The 14,284-nt window shown below is 68.1% G+C and carries 14 protein-coding genes and 1 pseudogene; 10 read left to right on the top strand and 5 right to left on the bottom strand.

Going from position 1 to position 14,284, the window contains the following annotated elements; translation table 11 throughout:
* The first annotated feature begins 2 nt into the window (after positions 1-2).
* Together ACHAA3_RS13015 and ACHAA3_RS13010 are read left to right on the top strand one after the other, a co-directional pair.
* Entirely contained in the window at positions 3-1,376 is a 1,374-nt protein-coding gene (locus tag ACHAA3_RS13015) for a cystathionine beta-synthase (RefSeq protein WP_435709460.1), read from the top strand.
* The gene (locus ACHAA3_RS13010; RefSeq protein ID WP_435709459.1) at positions 1,373-2,539 is read left to right on the top strand and encodes a cystathionine gamma-synthase; all 1,167 of its coding nucleotides are present in this window, start codon (positions 1,373-1,375) and stop codon (positions 2,537-2,539) included. The genes ACHAA3_RS13015 and ACHAA3_RS13010 overlap by 4 nt, the downstream gene beginning before the upstream one ends.
* Before the next feature lie 75 nt (positions 2,540-2,614).
* Here the strand turns inward: ACHAA3_RS13010 and ACHAA3_RS13005 are convergent, their stop codons facing one another.
* The 3 genes from ACHAA3_RS13005 to ACHAA3_RS12995 all read right to left on the bottom strand — a co-directional run bounded on the left by ACHAA3_RS13005 (position 2,615) and on the right by ACHAA3_RS12995 (position 6,037).
* On the bottom strand, positions 2,615-3,031 hold the full coding sequence (locus tag ACHAA3_RS13005; RefSeq protein WP_435709458.1) for a universal stress protein: 417 nt from the start codon (positions 3,029-3,031) through the stop codon (positions 2,615-2,617).
* 1 nt (position 3,032) lies between these two features.
* Complete coding sequence (locus ACHAA3_RS13000; protein WP_435709457.1) at positions 3,033-4,517, bottom strand: APC family permease; 1,485 nt, start codon at positions 4,515-4,517, stop codon at positions 3,033-3,035.
* A gap of 101 nt (positions 4,518-4,618) precedes the next feature.
* Positions 4,619-6,037, bottom strand: coding sequence for a DNA recombination protein RmuC (locus ACHAA3_RS12995; protein ID WP_435709455.1), 1,419 nt, complete (start codon positions 6,035-6,037; stop codon positions 4,619-4,621).
* Between the two features lie 115 nt (positions 6,038-6,152).
* Between ACHAA3_RS12995 and ACHAA3_RS12990 the strand changes: the two genes are divergently transcribed.
* From ACHAA3_RS12990 to tgt, 4 genes are all read left to right on the top strand, one after another.
* On the top strand, positions 6,153-6,824 hold the full coding sequence (locus ACHAA3_RS12990; protein ID WP_435709454.1) for a hypothetical protein: 672 nt from the start codon (positions 6,153-6,155) through the stop codon (positions 6,822-6,824).
* Between the two features lie 72 nt (positions 6,825-6,896).
* Positions 6,897-7,301, top strand: coding sequence for a tetratricopeptide repeat protein (locus tag ACHAA3_RS12985; RefSeq protein ID WP_435709453.1), 405 nt, complete (start codon positions 6,897-6,899; stop codon positions 7,299-7,301).
* A 4-nt stretch (positions 7,302-7,305) separates the two neighbouring features.
* A complete protein-coding gene (locus ACHAA3_RS12980; protein WP_435709452.1) occupies positions 7,306-7,986 on the top strand; it encodes a M50 family metallopeptidase in 681 nt (226 codons plus the stop codon).
* Complete coding sequence (gene tgt, locus ACHAA3_RS12975; protein WP_435709451.1) at positions 7,967-9,157, top strand: tRNA guanosine(34) transglycosylase Tgt; 1,191 nt, start codon at positions 7,967-7,969, stop codon at positions 9,155-9,157. Before ACHAA3_RS12980 ends, tgt begins: the two co-directional genes overlap by 20 nt.
* A 92-nt stretch (positions 9,158-9,249) precedes the next feature.
* Here the strand turns inward: tgt and ACHAA3_RS12970 are convergent, their stop codons facing one another.
* Positions 9,250-9,963, bottom strand: coding sequence for a queuosine precursor transporter (locus ACHAA3_RS12970; protein ID WP_435709450.1), 714 nt, complete (start codon positions 9,961-9,963; stop codon positions 9,250-9,252).
* Between the two features lie 80 nt (positions 9,964-10,043).
* On the opposite strand from ACHAA3_RS12970, the gene ACHAA3_RS12965 reads away from it, so the two are divergent.
* The 4 genes from ACHAA3_RS12965 to ACHAA3_RS12950 all read left to right on the top strand — a co-directional run bounded on the left by ACHAA3_RS12965 (position 10,044) and on the right by ACHAA3_RS12950 (position 14,138).
* Positions 10,044-11,315 (top strand): geranylgeranyl reductase family protein, encoded by a 1,272-nt coding sequence (locus tag ACHAA3_RS12965; RefSeq protein ID WP_435709449.1) that lies wholly within the window; start codon positions 10,044-10,046, stop codon positions 11,313-11,315.
* A 197-nt stretch (positions 11,316-11,512) separates the two neighbouring features.
* Complete coding sequence (locus ACHAA3_RS12960; RefSeq protein WP_435709448.1) at positions 11,513-12,328, top strand: exodeoxyribonuclease III; 816 nt, start codon at positions 11,513-11,515, stop codon at positions 12,326-12,328.
* A gap of 303 nt (positions 12,329-12,631) precedes the next feature.
* Positions 12,632-12,835 carry a transcription antiterminator/RNA stability regulator CspE gene (gene cspE / locus ACHAA3_RS12955; RefSeq protein ID WP_435709447.1) on the top strand — a complete coding sequence of 68 codons (204 nt, stop codon included), beginning with the start codon at positions 12,632-12,634 and terminating at the stop codon, positions 12,833-12,835.
* Positions 12,836-13,055: 220 nt separating this feature from the next.
* Positions 13,056-14,138 (top strand): SDR family oxidoreductase, encoded by a 1,083-nt coding sequence (locus tag ACHAA3_RS12950; RefSeq protein ID WP_435709446.1) that lies wholly within the window; start codon positions 13,056-13,058, stop codon positions 14,136-14,138.
* 37 nt (positions 14,139-14,175) lie between these two features.
* Here ACHAA3_RS12950 and ACHAA3_RS12945 read toward each other — a convergent pair.
* A pseudogene (locus ACHAA3_RS12945) lies at positions 14,176-14,284 on the bottom strand (IS5/IS1182 family transposase); the annotation flags it as partial.

Below are 14,284 nucleotides of genomic sequence, written 5' to 3'. Positions count from 1 at the left end.
ACATGCGTATCGCTGAGCACGTCGTCGACCTGATCGGCAACACCCCGCTGGTGCGACTCAACAACGTCGTCGCCCCTGGAGCAGGGGTGGTCGCCGCCAAGATCGAGTACCTCAACCCCGGCGGCAGCGCCAAGGACCGCATCGCGGTCAAGATGGTTGACGCCGCTGAGGCGTCCGGCGCCCTGAAGCCCGGCGGCACCATCGTCGAACCGACATCGGGGAACACCGGTGTCGGGCTCGCGCTGGTGGCCCAGCAGCGCGGCTACACGTGCATCTTCGTGTGCCCGGACAAGGTCAGTGACGACAAGCGCAACACGATGCGCGCCTACGGCGCCGAAGTCGTGGTGTGCCCCACCTCCGTGCCCCCCGAGCACCCCGACAGCTACTACAACGTCTCGGACCGTCTCGTCCGCGAGACCGAAGGCGCGTGGAAGCCTGATCAGTACTCCAACGCCATGAATCCGGAAAGTCACTACGAGACGACCGGACCCGAGATCTGGGCGGACACTGACGGCAAGGTCACCCACTTCGTGGCTGGAGTCGGGACCGGAGGCACCATCAGCGGCGTTGGTCGCTTCCTGAAGGAGCAAAACCCCGACATCAAGGTGATCGGTGTTGATCCCGAAGGCTCGGTCTACTCCGGCGGCACCGGCCGGCCCTACCTCGTCGAGGGCGTCGGGGAGGACTTCTGGCCCACCGCCTACGATCCCTCCATCACCGACGAGATCATCGCCGTCAGTGACGCGGACTCCTTCGACATGACCCGTCGCCTCGCCCGCGAGGAAGGCCTCCTCGTCGGCGGATCGTGCGGCATGGCTGCTGTCGGAGCGGCAAAGATCGCCGAGCGCGAAGGCCCTGACGCGGTCATCGTCGTGCTCCTGCCCGATGGCGGCCGCGGTTACCTGTCCAAGATCTTCAACGACGACTGGATGTCGTCCTACGGATTCCTGCGCGCCCCCCTGGACCCGACCCGGCTCGTCATGGACGTCGGAACCCTGCTGCGCAGCAAGTCCGGCGCCATCCCCGACCTCGTGCACACCCACCCGTCCGAGACCATTCGCGACGCCATCGAGATCCTGCGCGAGTACGGCGTGTCGCAGATGCCGGTCGTCGGTCCTGAGCCGCCGGTCGTGATCGGCGAGGTCGCGGGCAGCGTCAACGAACGTGCCCTGATCAGCGCGGTCTTCGAGGGCCGCGCCGCACTGACCGACGCCGTCGGAGAGCACATGGAGCCGGCGCTTCCGCTGCTCGGATCGGGCGAGAGTCTCGACGACGCGCTGAAGGCTCTCAGCGACAGCGATGCCGTCATGGTGATCGAGGACGGCAAACCGCTGGGTGTCCTGACCCGCCACGACCTGTTGGGAGTTCACAAGTGAGCAACGACGGAACCGACGAGCACGCCGCCCACGGCTTCGCCACCCGCGCGATCCACGCAGGTTATGAGCCGAACTCGACCAACGGCGCGGTCAATCCGCCGATCTACGCCAGCTCCACGTTCGCCCAGGACGGCGTCGGCGGCATGCGCGACGGATACGAGTACGCCCGCACCGGCAACCCCACCCGCACCGCTCTGGAAGGTCAGCTCGCGGCGCTCGAGGGAGGCAGCTTCGGTCGGGCCTTCAGCTCCGGCATGGCTGCGACCGACTGTGCCCTGCGGTCGCTGCTCAAGCCCGGCGACCACCTTGTCATCCCCGACGACGCCTACGGCGGTACGTTCCGCCTCATCGACAAGGTGTTCAGCCAGTGGGGCGTCACGTACAGCGTGGCCGCCGTCAACGACCTCGACGCCGTGCGCGCTGCCATCACCGACCGCACCCGGGCCGTCTGGATCGAGACGCCGACCAACCCGTTGCTGAACGTCGGCGACATCGCGGCGATCTCCCAGATCGCCCACGATGCCGGGACGAAGTTCGTCGTGGACAACACCTTCGCGTCGCCGTACCTGCAGCAGCCCCTCGACCTCGGCGCCGACGTGGTGCTGCACTCGACCACCAAGTACCTCGGCGGTCACTCCGACGTCGTGGGTGGCGCCCTGGTCACCAACGACGCCGAGCTCGACGCGGCCTTCGCGTTCTTGCAGAACGGCGCCGGTGGTGTGCCCGGCCCCTTCGACGCCTACCTGACGATGCGCGGCGCCAAGACCTTGGCCGTTCGCATGGAGCAGCACTGCACGAACGCCGAGGCGATCGTCGACATGCTGGTCGGCCACCCGGCCGTCAGCCAGGTGCTGTACCCGGGGCTGCCCGAGCACCCCGGTCACGACACGGCCGCGCACCAGATGCGCCGGTTCGGCGGCATGATCTCCATCCGGCTCGCCGCAGGCAAGCAGGCCGCGCTCGACGTCTGCGCCCGTACCGACCTGTTCACCCTGGCCGAGAGCCTCGGCGGCATCGAGTCCTTGATCGAGCACCCGGGCGCCATGACCCATGCCTCGACGGCTGGCTCACAGCTGGAGGTTCCTGACGACCTGGTGCGTCTGTCGGTGGGTATCGAGGACACCGCCGACCTGGTCGCCGACCTCGAGAACGCTCTCGGCTGATCGAATTTTGCTCTCCATCGAACCGTTCTCGCGCTGAAAACGGTTCGATGGAGAGCTGAACTCGGGGTGCCGGGTCTACTCGTAAGCAGGGACGCAGAGCACGGGCCGGCGCGACAGGTGCAGCAGCTTGTGCGGGGTGGAGCCCAGCATGGCCCCCCGCAACGGGCTCTCGCCCCATGACCCGACCACGATGACGCGTGCGTCGTGCTTGTCGGCTGCGGTCAAGATGGCCTGCGCCGGTTTCTCGTTGAGCAGCTCGACCGTGGTGGGCACCCCGGCCTCGTTCGCGGCGTCGACCGCGTGCGCGAGTGCCTCCTTGCCCAGGACAGCGACGGCATCTCGATGTGATGCGTACTCCTCCCCGAGCGAGCCCGGGGGTGCGACTCCGTAGACCAGCACGAGCGGCTCACCGAAGGCGGCCGCCACCTCGATGGCCGCCGACAGCGCGCGGGCCGCACCGGGAGATTCGTCATATCCGAGCACCACGGTCATGTCAGAACTCCTCGCTGTGGACGACGTCGGGGTCGACGACGCTGGACTGCTCGTTCCAGAACACGGGGCTGACCACACGCCACACGAACATCACGACCACACCGGTCGCGAAGATGACGATGCCGATGACCAGCGGAGGTCCGAGGCCGAACCACGAGACGCCACTGTAGGAGTTCTCCGGATCGGCCTGGTCGCGGATCGCCTCGAACAACAGCCAGACGAGCAGCAACGAGCCGACGACCGGACCGACGCCGATCAGCAGAAAGTTCTTCGCGCTCTCGAGCAGGTGGTGACGGTAGTACACGGCGCACGCGATGCCTGTGAGGCTGTAGTAGAAGGCGATCAGCAGACCCAGGGCGGTGAGGGAGTCGAAGGCCGCGTTCTCGCTGATCTGGTTGATCACCAGGTACCAGACGATCGCGATGCCGGCGACCCACCACGTGCTCACGTCGGGCGTCTTGTATCGCGCATGGACGTTGCCGAACCGCTGCGGCAACGCCTTGCGTCGGGCCATGGACAGGGCCGTCCGAGACGCCGGGATGATGGTGGTCTGGGTCGAGGCGACGGCGGCCGTGGCCACCGCGAAGTACACGATCCAGTCCCAGCTGCCGAGCACCTCGGTGGCCAGCAGCGGGAAGATGTACTCCTCCTCCTCGGCATTCTCGGCCAGGAACGCCGTACCGGCGTAGGCGACGATCGCGATGCCGACCGACAGGTAGGTGACCAGCAGGATCACGGTCGACCAGATGGCCGCCCGGCCGGGCGCCGATGCGGAGTTCTCGGTCTCCTCGGTCAGGTTGACCGCGGACTCCCAGCCCCAGTAGGCGAAGACGCCGAGCAGCAGACCAGCGGTGAGCGCCGGTCCCCCGGCGCCGAAAGCGTTGAGCCAGGACAGGGACGGCTTGATCGAGTCGAGACTGCTCGTGTCGGCGTAGACCCGGTAGAGCGCCACCGCAGCGAACACCAGCAGGAACACGACCTGCAGGACGATCAGCAGATTCTGCAGCTTGGCCGATCCCTCGGTGCCGACCACGCACATCAATGTCATGCCCAGGATCAGCAGGACCGTCAGGACCTGTCGCACCAGCATGTTGTCCGCCAGGTCGTCCAGCCCCACCCCCCGCAGACCGAACGCGACACCCGTGTCGGCGAGTGACCCGATCACCAGGACACCGGTCATGGTGATGGCCCAGCCGCCCAGCCAGCCAGCCCACGGCCCCATGGCCCGCGTGACCCAGCTGAACGTGGTGCCGCAGTCCTGATCGACCTTGTTGAGGTAGAAGAACGCCGACGCGATCAGCAGCATCGGCACGAAGGACGCCAGGAGGATCCCCGGCGCGTAGACGCCGGCGGCTGCGGTCATCGCACCGATCACCGCGGCCAGCGAGTAGGCCGGTGAGGTGGAGTTGATGCCGATGACCAGCGCGTCGAAGAAGCCGATGGCCCCGGCCTTGAGCTGCCCGGGTGGTTGTTCGTCCACGGCCATGTGCGTCTCCCTCGGTTGCGCGAGTGCTCATAGAACCGCGAATCGCTCCCGCGCGTACGACGAATCGCCGAATTGGAACCGACGAGACGGCGTGCCAGAGGTCAGCCGGTCTGCTCGTCGTCGGAGAACAGCGTCTCCCCCTCGACCATGGCGGGCTCCACCTCGGGTCGCTCGAGGTCGTCGAACGCCGTGAACTCGGCCGCGGTCAGCCGCCTGGCATCGGCGTCGATCTGCTTGACCTCGCCGAGCATCTTGGCCTCGTCGATGCCATCGAGCTTGCGGGCCGTGACCAGCACCCGGCCCTCGAGCGACCCGGCGAAGTCGTTGTACGAACGGACGGTCGTCTCGATTGATCGGCCCAGCTTGGACACGTGGTCCGACAGCTTGCCGAGCCGCTTGTAGAGCTCGCGGCCCAGCTCGACGAGCTCTTGGGCGTTCTCGGCCAGATCCTCCTGCTTCCAGGTCAGGGCGACAGTCTTGAGCGTGGCCCACAGGTTGACCGGGGTGGCCAGCACGATTCCACGGCCGAAGGCGTACTCCAGCAGGGTGGGATCGGCCTCGAGCGCGGTGTTGAGGATCGCCTCGCTCGGGATGAACGCGATGGTGTACTCCGGGCTGATGGGCAGGCCGGTCCAGTACTCCTTGCCGGCCAGCGCGTCCACGTGGGCCCGCACCTGCTTGGCGTGCTGTGCCTGCAGCGACGTGCGCTCCTTCTCACCGATATCGTCGCGGAAGGAGTCGATGAAGGCACTGAACGGCACCTTGGAGTCGATGGCGACCTGCTTGCGTCCCGGCAGCTTGATGATCATGTCGGGGCGCCGGGCGCCCGAATCGGCGGTGATGGACTCCTGCGTGGAGTAGTCGATGCGGTTCAACAGGCCCGCCGACTCGACCAACGTCTTGAGCTGCAGCTCACCGTAGGCGCCGCGCACCGAGTTGTTGCGCAGGGCCGAGGACAGGGTCTCGGCGGCCATCTTGGACTGCTCGGCGCTGTGCCGGGTGGCGCGGATCTGGGCAGCCAGGTCGCCGTGCTGCTCGCTGCGCTGCTTCTCGAGGTCGAGCACCTTGGCCTGCATGTCCTTGAGCTGTGCTGCCACCGGGGCCAGCTTCTGCAGCACCTTGCTCTCACCCTGCTCGGTGACCTCGCGCTTGCGCAGGTCGTCACGGTGGCGGTTCTCGGTCTCACGCATCTGCTGCTGGGTGCCGGCCAGCTGCTCGCGGTGGCGGGTCTCAGTGTCACGCATCTGCTGCTGGGCGTTGGCCAGGTGCTCGCGCAGGCCGTCGATCGAGGCGGACGCACCAGCCAGGTCGGCTTCGACCCGGGCGCGGGCGGCGGCCTCCTCATGACGGATCTCGGCCACGACTCGCTCGTGGCGGGCCTGCACGACCGCAGGATCCTCGACCGGCTCAGCGGGCTCGGGGACCTCGACCGGACGCATGGCGCGTGCCAGCCAGCCGAGGCCAGCACCCGCGGCGAGGCCGACGAGCAGACCGATGAGCAAGACGATGACCAGTTCCATGCCCCGAGTGTCGCAACCGGGTCGGACACTTTGCGGTTGCCGTGCCGAGGAGCCACCACAACGACCCCGCAGCGGAAACGAGGACGCCTAGCGTCGGCCCTTTACTGTGGTCGACATGTCCGAACGTCGAAGCCTCCTCGGCGACCTCTCCTGGGTGCAGGTCGTGGTCGGCGCGCTGGCCGCCATGACGTCGGCCTGGATCGCCTCCACGCTCGGCGTGGGCGGCACCATCATCGGCGCTGCGCTCGGCAGCCTGGTCATCCCCATCTCGAGCGCCCTCTACGGCCGCGGCCTCGACAAGGGTCGCGTGCTGGTGGTGCGCACCGACCGTGGAGAGACGGTCGAGCATCGCATCGACGACACCTCGAGCAGCGACACCGAGATCATCGACGAGGCAGTGGAGGCCCGCCCTGACGTGCACGACGCCGCGGTCGTCGAGGAGCCCCGCCGGCTGCGCTGGCGACCGATCCTGCTCACCTCGGTGGTCGTGCTCGTGCTGGCCATCGCGGCGATGGGCGTGGTCGAGGTGGTCACGGACCAGCCGTACGGCGGCAACCCGGACAACTCTCGCATCGGCAGCCCGTTCACCGGCGGTGGTGGCGGAGGCAGCGACACCGACCTCCCGCAGGACCCGGCCCCCACGGGCGACGCGCCTGATCCGGACGACTCCGTACCCGACGAGCCGGACCCGACGTCGACCCCGACCCCGACCGCGACTCCGCCGACGGACGCCCCCTCTCCCGACGTTCCCACGCCGACCGCGCAGCCGACCGCCCCGGCCGAGTGACCCCGGGAATGTCCCCGACTCGTGCGCTGTTGACCCACGCGACTGGAACCACGTCCTCGGAAGGAGAACACCATGACCATCTACCTCACCCCCACGATCACCGATGAGCAGATCGCCGAGATGGAGGTCTTCGAGGCGTTCCGGTACGGCGAAGAATTGATGGACTCGCGCTTCCCGCGGCACGCCGCCCGCGTGCTGCAGCGCGTCGTCGATGCCGAGCCCTCCCACGCCGCCGCCTGGGAGCTGTACGGTCGGGCGCACTTCTCCTCGGCCCACCTCGAGGCCGCCGAGAAGGCATTCGTCCGGCTCGTCGATCTGGAACCGACCAGCGGATGGGCGCGCACAGCCCTCGGCCTGTCCCTGGACCGTCAGAGCAAGCATCGCGAAGGTGCCGTGCAGCACCGCATCGCCGAGGCTCTCGGGGCGTCGCCGCGCGATCACCGTCGCGTCGACCTGGTCGACCAACCCATCGCCTGATCGGGTGCCGACGTCGTTGAGTCCCACCGCGGCGGCAGTGGCGGCAGCGCTTGCGCTCGTCGCTCTGCCGCCGCTGTGGTCGGCGACCCGGCACGTCGTCACCCTCGTGCACGAGGCGGGCCACGCGGTCGTGGCGCTGGCGACGGGTCGCCGGCTCAACGCGATCACCCTGCACTCCGACACCTCCGGGCTGACCGTCTCCAGCGGTCGGCCTCGGGGCCCAGGCATGATCGCCACCGCCGCCGCCGGATATCTCGCGCCCTCGCTGCTGGGTCTCGGCGCGCTTCTCCTCATCGAGGCCGGACACACGCCGTGGGCCCTGGGCAGCATGCTGGTCGTTCTGGCCGGGATGCTGGTGTTCATCCGCAACGGCTGGGGGCTGGTGGTCGTCGGGCTCAGCGGTGTCGCCGTCGCCGCGTTGACCTACCGGGCCCCCGCGTCCGTCCAGGATCTCGCAGCGCAGACCTTCGCGTGGGTCCTGCTGATCGCGGCCCCCCGCACGGCGCTCGACCTGTGGGGGCATCGCCGACGCGTGCGCAGCCGCACGACCGATGCCGACGTCCTGGCCCGACTCACCCCGCTTCCGGCCGCCGTGTGGAACCTGCTGTTCCTCGTATCCACCGTGGCGGCGCTGGCGGCAGGCCTGTGGCTGGTTGGATGGATCGATGTTCTCCCCTCACCGTGACCTGCCCACCGGAGGTCGAACTGGCGTGATCACCACGCCGCACGGCGAGATCCGCACCCCCGCCTTCATCCCGGTCGGCACTCGTGCCGCAGTTCGTGCCGTGCTGCCCGAGGCGATCGCCGATCTCGGTGCGCAGGCCGTGCTGGCCAACGCCTACCACCTGTACCTGCAGCCGGGCTCGGACATCGTCGAGGAGGCCGGCGGACTGGGCGCCTTCATGAACTGGCCCGGCCCCACGTTCACCGACTCCGGCGGCTTCCAGGTCATGTCGCTGGGCGCCGGATTCAAGAAGACGCTGTCGATGGACTCGCAGCGCACCACGTCGGACGAGGTGATCGCCGAGGGCAAGGACCGCCTCGCCCGCGTCGACGACGACGGCGTCACCTTCAAGTCTCATCTCAACGGCTCGACGCACCGGTTCACCCCCGAGGTGTCGATGCAGATCCAGCACCGGCTCGGTGCCGACATCATCTTCGCCTTCGACGAGCTCACCACCTTGATGAACACCCGCGGGTACCAGGAGACGTCCCTGGATCGCACCCAGGCGTGGGCCGAGCGGTGCGTGATCGAGCACCAGCGGCTCAGCGCCGAGCGTGCCGACCGTCCGCGGCAGGCCCTGTTCGGTGTCGTGCAGGGAGCCCAGTACGAGGACCTGCGCCGCAAGGCGGCCCGCGGTCTGGCCGAGCTGGACTTCGCCGGCTACGGCATCGGCGGAGCGATCGAGAAGGAGAATCTGGCCACCATCGTGCGGTGGGTCACCGAGGAGCTGCCCGACGACAAGCCCCGACACCTGCTGGGCATCGGAGAACCCGAGGACCTGTTCGCCGCGGTCGAGGTCGGCTGCGACACCTTCGACTGCGTCGGCCCGTCCCGCGTGGCCCGATCATCGCGGGTCTACACCCCCGACGGTCGCGAGAACCTGCTCGTCGCGGCCTCACGCCGCAACTTCGGACCGATCGATCCCACGTGCGACTGCCACACGTGTGCGCACTACTCGCGGGCCTACCTGCACCACCTGTTCAAGGCCAAGGAGTACAACGCCGCGACCCTGTGCACGATCCACAACGAGCGGTTCATCGTGCGGCTTGTCGACCAGATGCGCGACGCCATCGCCGATGGCACCTTCGTCGACCTCAAGACCGACTTCCTCGCCCGGTACTTAACCTCATGATTCCCAGGAGAACCCCGAAACCTGACGCCTCACCCTCGTTGCAACAGGGGTGAGGTGTCAGGTTTCGGGGTTCTCCTGGGAATCTTCGAGACTCAGTAGGTCGACTCGCGGCGCTTGATCAGCGCGATGACGGTCATCGTCAGGGGGCTGACGATGACCTCGACGCCGACCTTGTAGATGAAGCCGACCACGAAGTAGTTCCAGAACTGGCCCATGTCGGTGATGCCGATGGCACCGGCGGCGATCGCGCAGAACAGCAGGGTGTCGGCCGCCTCGCCCAGGCCGCTGGAGCCGATCAGCCGGGTCCACAGCCCGCGCTCGGCCGAGCGCTGCTTCATGCGCACCAGCACGTAGCTGTTGACCAGCTGACCGACCACGTAGCCGATCACGCTCGCAGCGACGATCTGACCGACGGGGCCGGCGACCGCCTCGAACGCTGCCTGATTCTCGTAGAACGAGGCCGCGGGCGCCTGCACGACCACCCAGAAGGTGCCGGCCGCCAGCAGGGCCATCGTGAATCCGGTGAACACGGCTCGGCGGGCCGCCTTGAAGCCGTACACCTCCGAGATCACGTCGCCGAGGATGTAGGCCAGCGGGAACAAGAAGGCGCCGCCGTCGGTGATGATCGGCAGGATCTGCACCGATCCGATCGACCACGAGCCGACGTTGAACTCGATGCCCTTGGTGGCCGCGATGTTGGACACGACGAGCACGACGCAGAACAGGGCCAGGATCACGTCGTAGTACGACGACCCGCGGCTGGCGAAGCGGACGTCAGGTTTTGGTGAGGTTGCCTGCGAACTCATGTCGGCCAGTCTCCCACGCGCTGCTGTCCGGGAGGACCGCAGAACGGACCAGCGTGGCGGTCTCTGGAAGAATCGGTCCCATGACCGGTCTCCCCACCCGAACCGACGTGCTCGTGGTCGGTGCTGGCCCCGCGGGCGCTGCCGCCGCAGCGTGGACCGCACGACTGGGCCACGACACGGTGCTCGCCGACGCGGCGACCTTCCCCCGTGACAAGACGTGCGGCGACGGCCTCACGCCGCGCGCCATCGCCGAGCTCGATCGCCTCGACCTCGGCGACTGGGTGCGTTCTCACGGCACCAACCGCGGCCTGCGAGCAGCCGGTTTCGGTCAGGAGCTCCTCCTCCCCTGGCCCGGCGGGTCCCTGCCGGACCATGGCTCTGCCGTTCCCCGCGCCGAGCTGGACGATCGCATCTTCCGCACCGCGTTGGACCGCGGCGCCTCCGCCCTGGAGGGGGCCCGCGCCGTCGACGTCGAGCGCGACAGCACCGGTCGCGTCACCGGCGTCGTCTTCCGCATCGGTCCGGACAAGACGATGCACACCGTCGCCTGCAATCAGCTGATCATCGCCGATGGCGTCAAGTCATCCTTGGGCCGCGTGCTCGGTCGGGAGTGGCACCGCGAGACCGCCTACGGTGTCGCTGGTCGCTGCTACGTCAAGTCCGGCCACAGCGACGACCCCTGGATCTCCTCCCACCTCGAGCTGCGCGGCGAAGATGGCGACCTGCTGCCCGGTTACGGCTGGATCTTCCCACTGGGCGAGGCCGCAGGCGAGGTGAACCTGGGCGTCGGTGCGCTGGCCACCGCCAAGCGACCCGCCGACCTGCAGATCCGCCCCCTGATGGAGTACTACGCGACCTTGCGCCGCCAGGAGTGGGACCTGGGCGGCGAGCTGCGCCTGCCCACCAGCGCCCTGCTGCCGATGGGTGGCGCCGTGTCGGGCGTCGCCGGCCCCAACTGGATCGTCATCGGCGATGCCGCGGGATGCGTCAACCCCCTCAACGGCGAGGGCATCGACTACGGGCTCGAGACCGGTCGGGTGGGAGCAGAGCTGCTGCACGAGCACTCGACATCGGGGGGCGCCGACCCGGCCACGGCGTGGCCCGACCTGCTGACCCAGCACTACGGTGAGGCCTTCTCCATCGCCCGGCGGCTCGCCGGGTTGCTGACCGTGCCGCACCTGCTGCCCACGGCCGGACCAGTCGGCATGCGATCGCACCGCCTCATGACGGTGGCCCTGCGCGTCATGGGCAACCTGGTCACCGATGAGGACCGCGATGTCACGGCCCGCGTGTGGCGATGGGCCGGACGTCAATCGGTACGACTCGACGCTCGGCCCCCCTTCACGTCCTGATGCGCAGGCGGCCGTCGGGCCGTCACTCGCAGCATCTCCTACTCGGCGAACGCGATCCGCCTGGTCAGGAACACGCTGGACCCGGCGAGCGCGAAGCGTCTCTGTGTGCTGGCTCTCCCCTGTTCGGGTGAGCGCGTCCCGCTGATCGAGCCGTGGTGGGTGGGCCGGTTGTCGGCGCCCCCCACTAGGGTGACGGCGTGCTTCGCATCGCCACGGTCAACGTCAACGGCATTCGTGCCGCCTACAACAAGCTGCGCGGTCAGAGCAGCGGCATCGCCGAGTGGCTGGCCGCCCGCGACGCCGACATCGTGACCCTGCAGGAGGTGCGGGCTCCCGACGAGATCCTGCGCGACCTCGTGTCCGACACCGGCTATCACGTCGTGCACACCGCAGCAGCCGCCAAGGGCCGCGCCGGGGTCGCCGTGCTCAGCCGCACCGCGCCTCGAGCGCACCGCATCGGCAACGGAGACGAGCTGTTCGACGACGCCGGGCGATGGGCCGAGGCCGACATCGAGCTCGCTGACGGCTCGCTGCTGACGGTGGTGTCTGCCTATGTGCACTCCGGCGAGGCTGACACGCCCAAGCAGGACGACAAGTACCGCTTCCTGGACGCCATGACCGCACGCATGACCGCCATCGGCGACACCGGCGGCCATGGGCTGGTCACCGGAGACCTCAACGTCGGCCACACCGAGCGCGACATCAAGAACTGGAAGGGCAACCGCAAGAAGTCCGGCTTCCTGCCCGAGGAGCGCGCCTACTTCGACCGGTGGTTCGACGACCTCGGGTGGGTCGACGTGCATCGATCGCTCGCCGGCGACGTCGAGGGCCCGTACACGTGGTGGTCCATGCGCGGCAAGGCCTTCGACACCGACACCGGGTGGCGGATCGACTACCAGCTCGCCACCGCACCACTGGCGAGCACCGCTCGATCCGCAACGGTCGACCGCGCCGAGAACTGGGCCGAGCGTTGGTCAGACCATGCCCCGCTGGTCGTCGACTACGACATCTGATCGGCAGTACGTGGCACACTGCTCGGCCGACGAGTCCCGGCAAACCGGGCGAGATCCTCAGCTCGCGACACTGAGAACACCGCCCATTCCTTCGGCCGCAGTTCACCAAGAATTTCGATCTCACCGGACTCGGTGGGTGCCCCTATTACACCGTGTGCTCTAACATTGAGGCCAGTTGCACGACGTTGGCCGTACGATGAATGAAGTTCCTCTCGGGGTGTCTAGTTCTTCTCAAGGTTGGATGTACGTCGCGACAGTTGTCGGCGAAAGTCGCTGACAACAATTCGCCAAGAGGAGAAACACATGGCTACAGGCACCGTGAAGTGGTTCAACGCCGACAAGGGTTTCGGCTTCATTGCCCCCGACGACGGCAGCGAGGACGTGTTCGCTCACTTCACCGCGATCCAGGCCAGCGGCTACCGCTCGCTGAACGAGAACCAGAAGGTCGAGTTCGACGTCGAGCAGGGCCAGAAGGGCCTGCAGGCCGCCAACATCCGCCCCATCTGATCGCCCCCCGCTCACGCGAGCGCGGGGCGGCTTGCCGCCCCATCTGATCGCCCCCCGCTCACGCGAGCGCGGGGCGGCTTGCCGCCCCATCTGATCGACCCCCGCTCACGCGAGCACGGGGCGGCTTGCCGCCCCATCGAACTGATCAGCACGAAGGCCCCGGAGATCCTCTCCGGGGCCTTCGTCGTGTCGATGCGGCAGCACCGGGTACACACGAACCATGACTTCTTCATCATCGAGCCCCGGACGCGCCCTGGTCGTCGGAGCGACCGGCATCATCGGTCAGTCCTTGAGCACCCAGCTGGTCGCAGGCGAGTGGGACACCTTCGGACTCTCGCGCAGCGGAGGCGCCGGCCCTGGCGTCACGCCGGTCGCGGCCGACCTGTCCTCACCTGACGCCCTGACCGCAGCCCTTGAGGGTGTCGACCCCGAGCTCGTCGCGATCACGGCGTGGACGCGCCAGTCGACGGAGGCGGAGAACATCGCCGTCAACGGAGCGGCCGTTCGCAACGTGCTCGCAGCGCTGGCTCCCTCACGCTCCGTCCGACACGTGGCGCTGATGACGGGCCTCAAGCACTACCTCGGTCCGTTCGAGGCCTATGGCACCGGCGAGATGCCAGACACCCCGTTCCGCGAGGAGTCGCCACGTCTGGACTACCCGAACTTCTACTACGCCCAGGAGGACGAGCTGTTCGAGGCTGCGCAGCGCGACGACTTCACCTGGAGCGTGCACCGCTCCCACACGGTGTTCGGGTTCGCCACCGGCAACGCCATGAACATGGTGCTCACCATCTCGGCGTACGCCACCTTGTGCAAGGAGCTGGGGCTCCCCTTCATCTTCCCCGGCTCGCAGCTGCAGTGGGACGGTCTCACCGACGTCACCGACGCCGATCTGCTCGCCGAGCAGATCATCTGGGCCGGCACCCACGAGGCGGGCCGCGACGAGGCGTTCAACATCGCCAACGGCGACGTGTTCCGCTGGCGCACCCTGTGGCCACGCATCGCCGAGCACTTCGAGGTGCAGTGGGAGGGATTCGAGGGCCAGCCCCGGCCGCTCGCCGACACCATTCCCGCCGATGCGGCCGAGATCTGGCGCCGCCTCGCCGATCGGCACGCACTCGTCGAGCCGGACCTCGAGCGGATCGCGTCGTGGTGGCACACCGATGGCGACCTCGGGCGCACGATCGAGGCCGTCACCGACATGAACAAGAGCCGCACGGCTGGCTTCCTGAACTTCCGGGACTCACGAGACTCGTTCTTCCACCACGTCGAGCGCTACCGAGAGGCGAACATCATTCCCTGAGCCGGTGCGGCTCGAGAATCCACCTAGGGCGCGTCTCCTAAGTCTTGAGCCAGATGGTGATGGCTCGTAGGACGACGCCGCCGCGGTAGGTGACGGCGAGTTTGTCGTAGCGGGTTGCGATGCCGCGCCACTGCTTGTGGGCGTTG

Source organism: Aeromicrobium sp. CF3.5 (assembly GCF_051262695.1).
Taxonomy (GTDB): domain Bacteria; phylum Actinomycetota; class Actinomycetes; order Propionibacteriales; family Nocardioidaceae; genus Aeromicrobium.
Note: the sequence above shows the minus strand (reverse complement) of the source record. Positions and strands in the feature narration are given on the sequence as shown.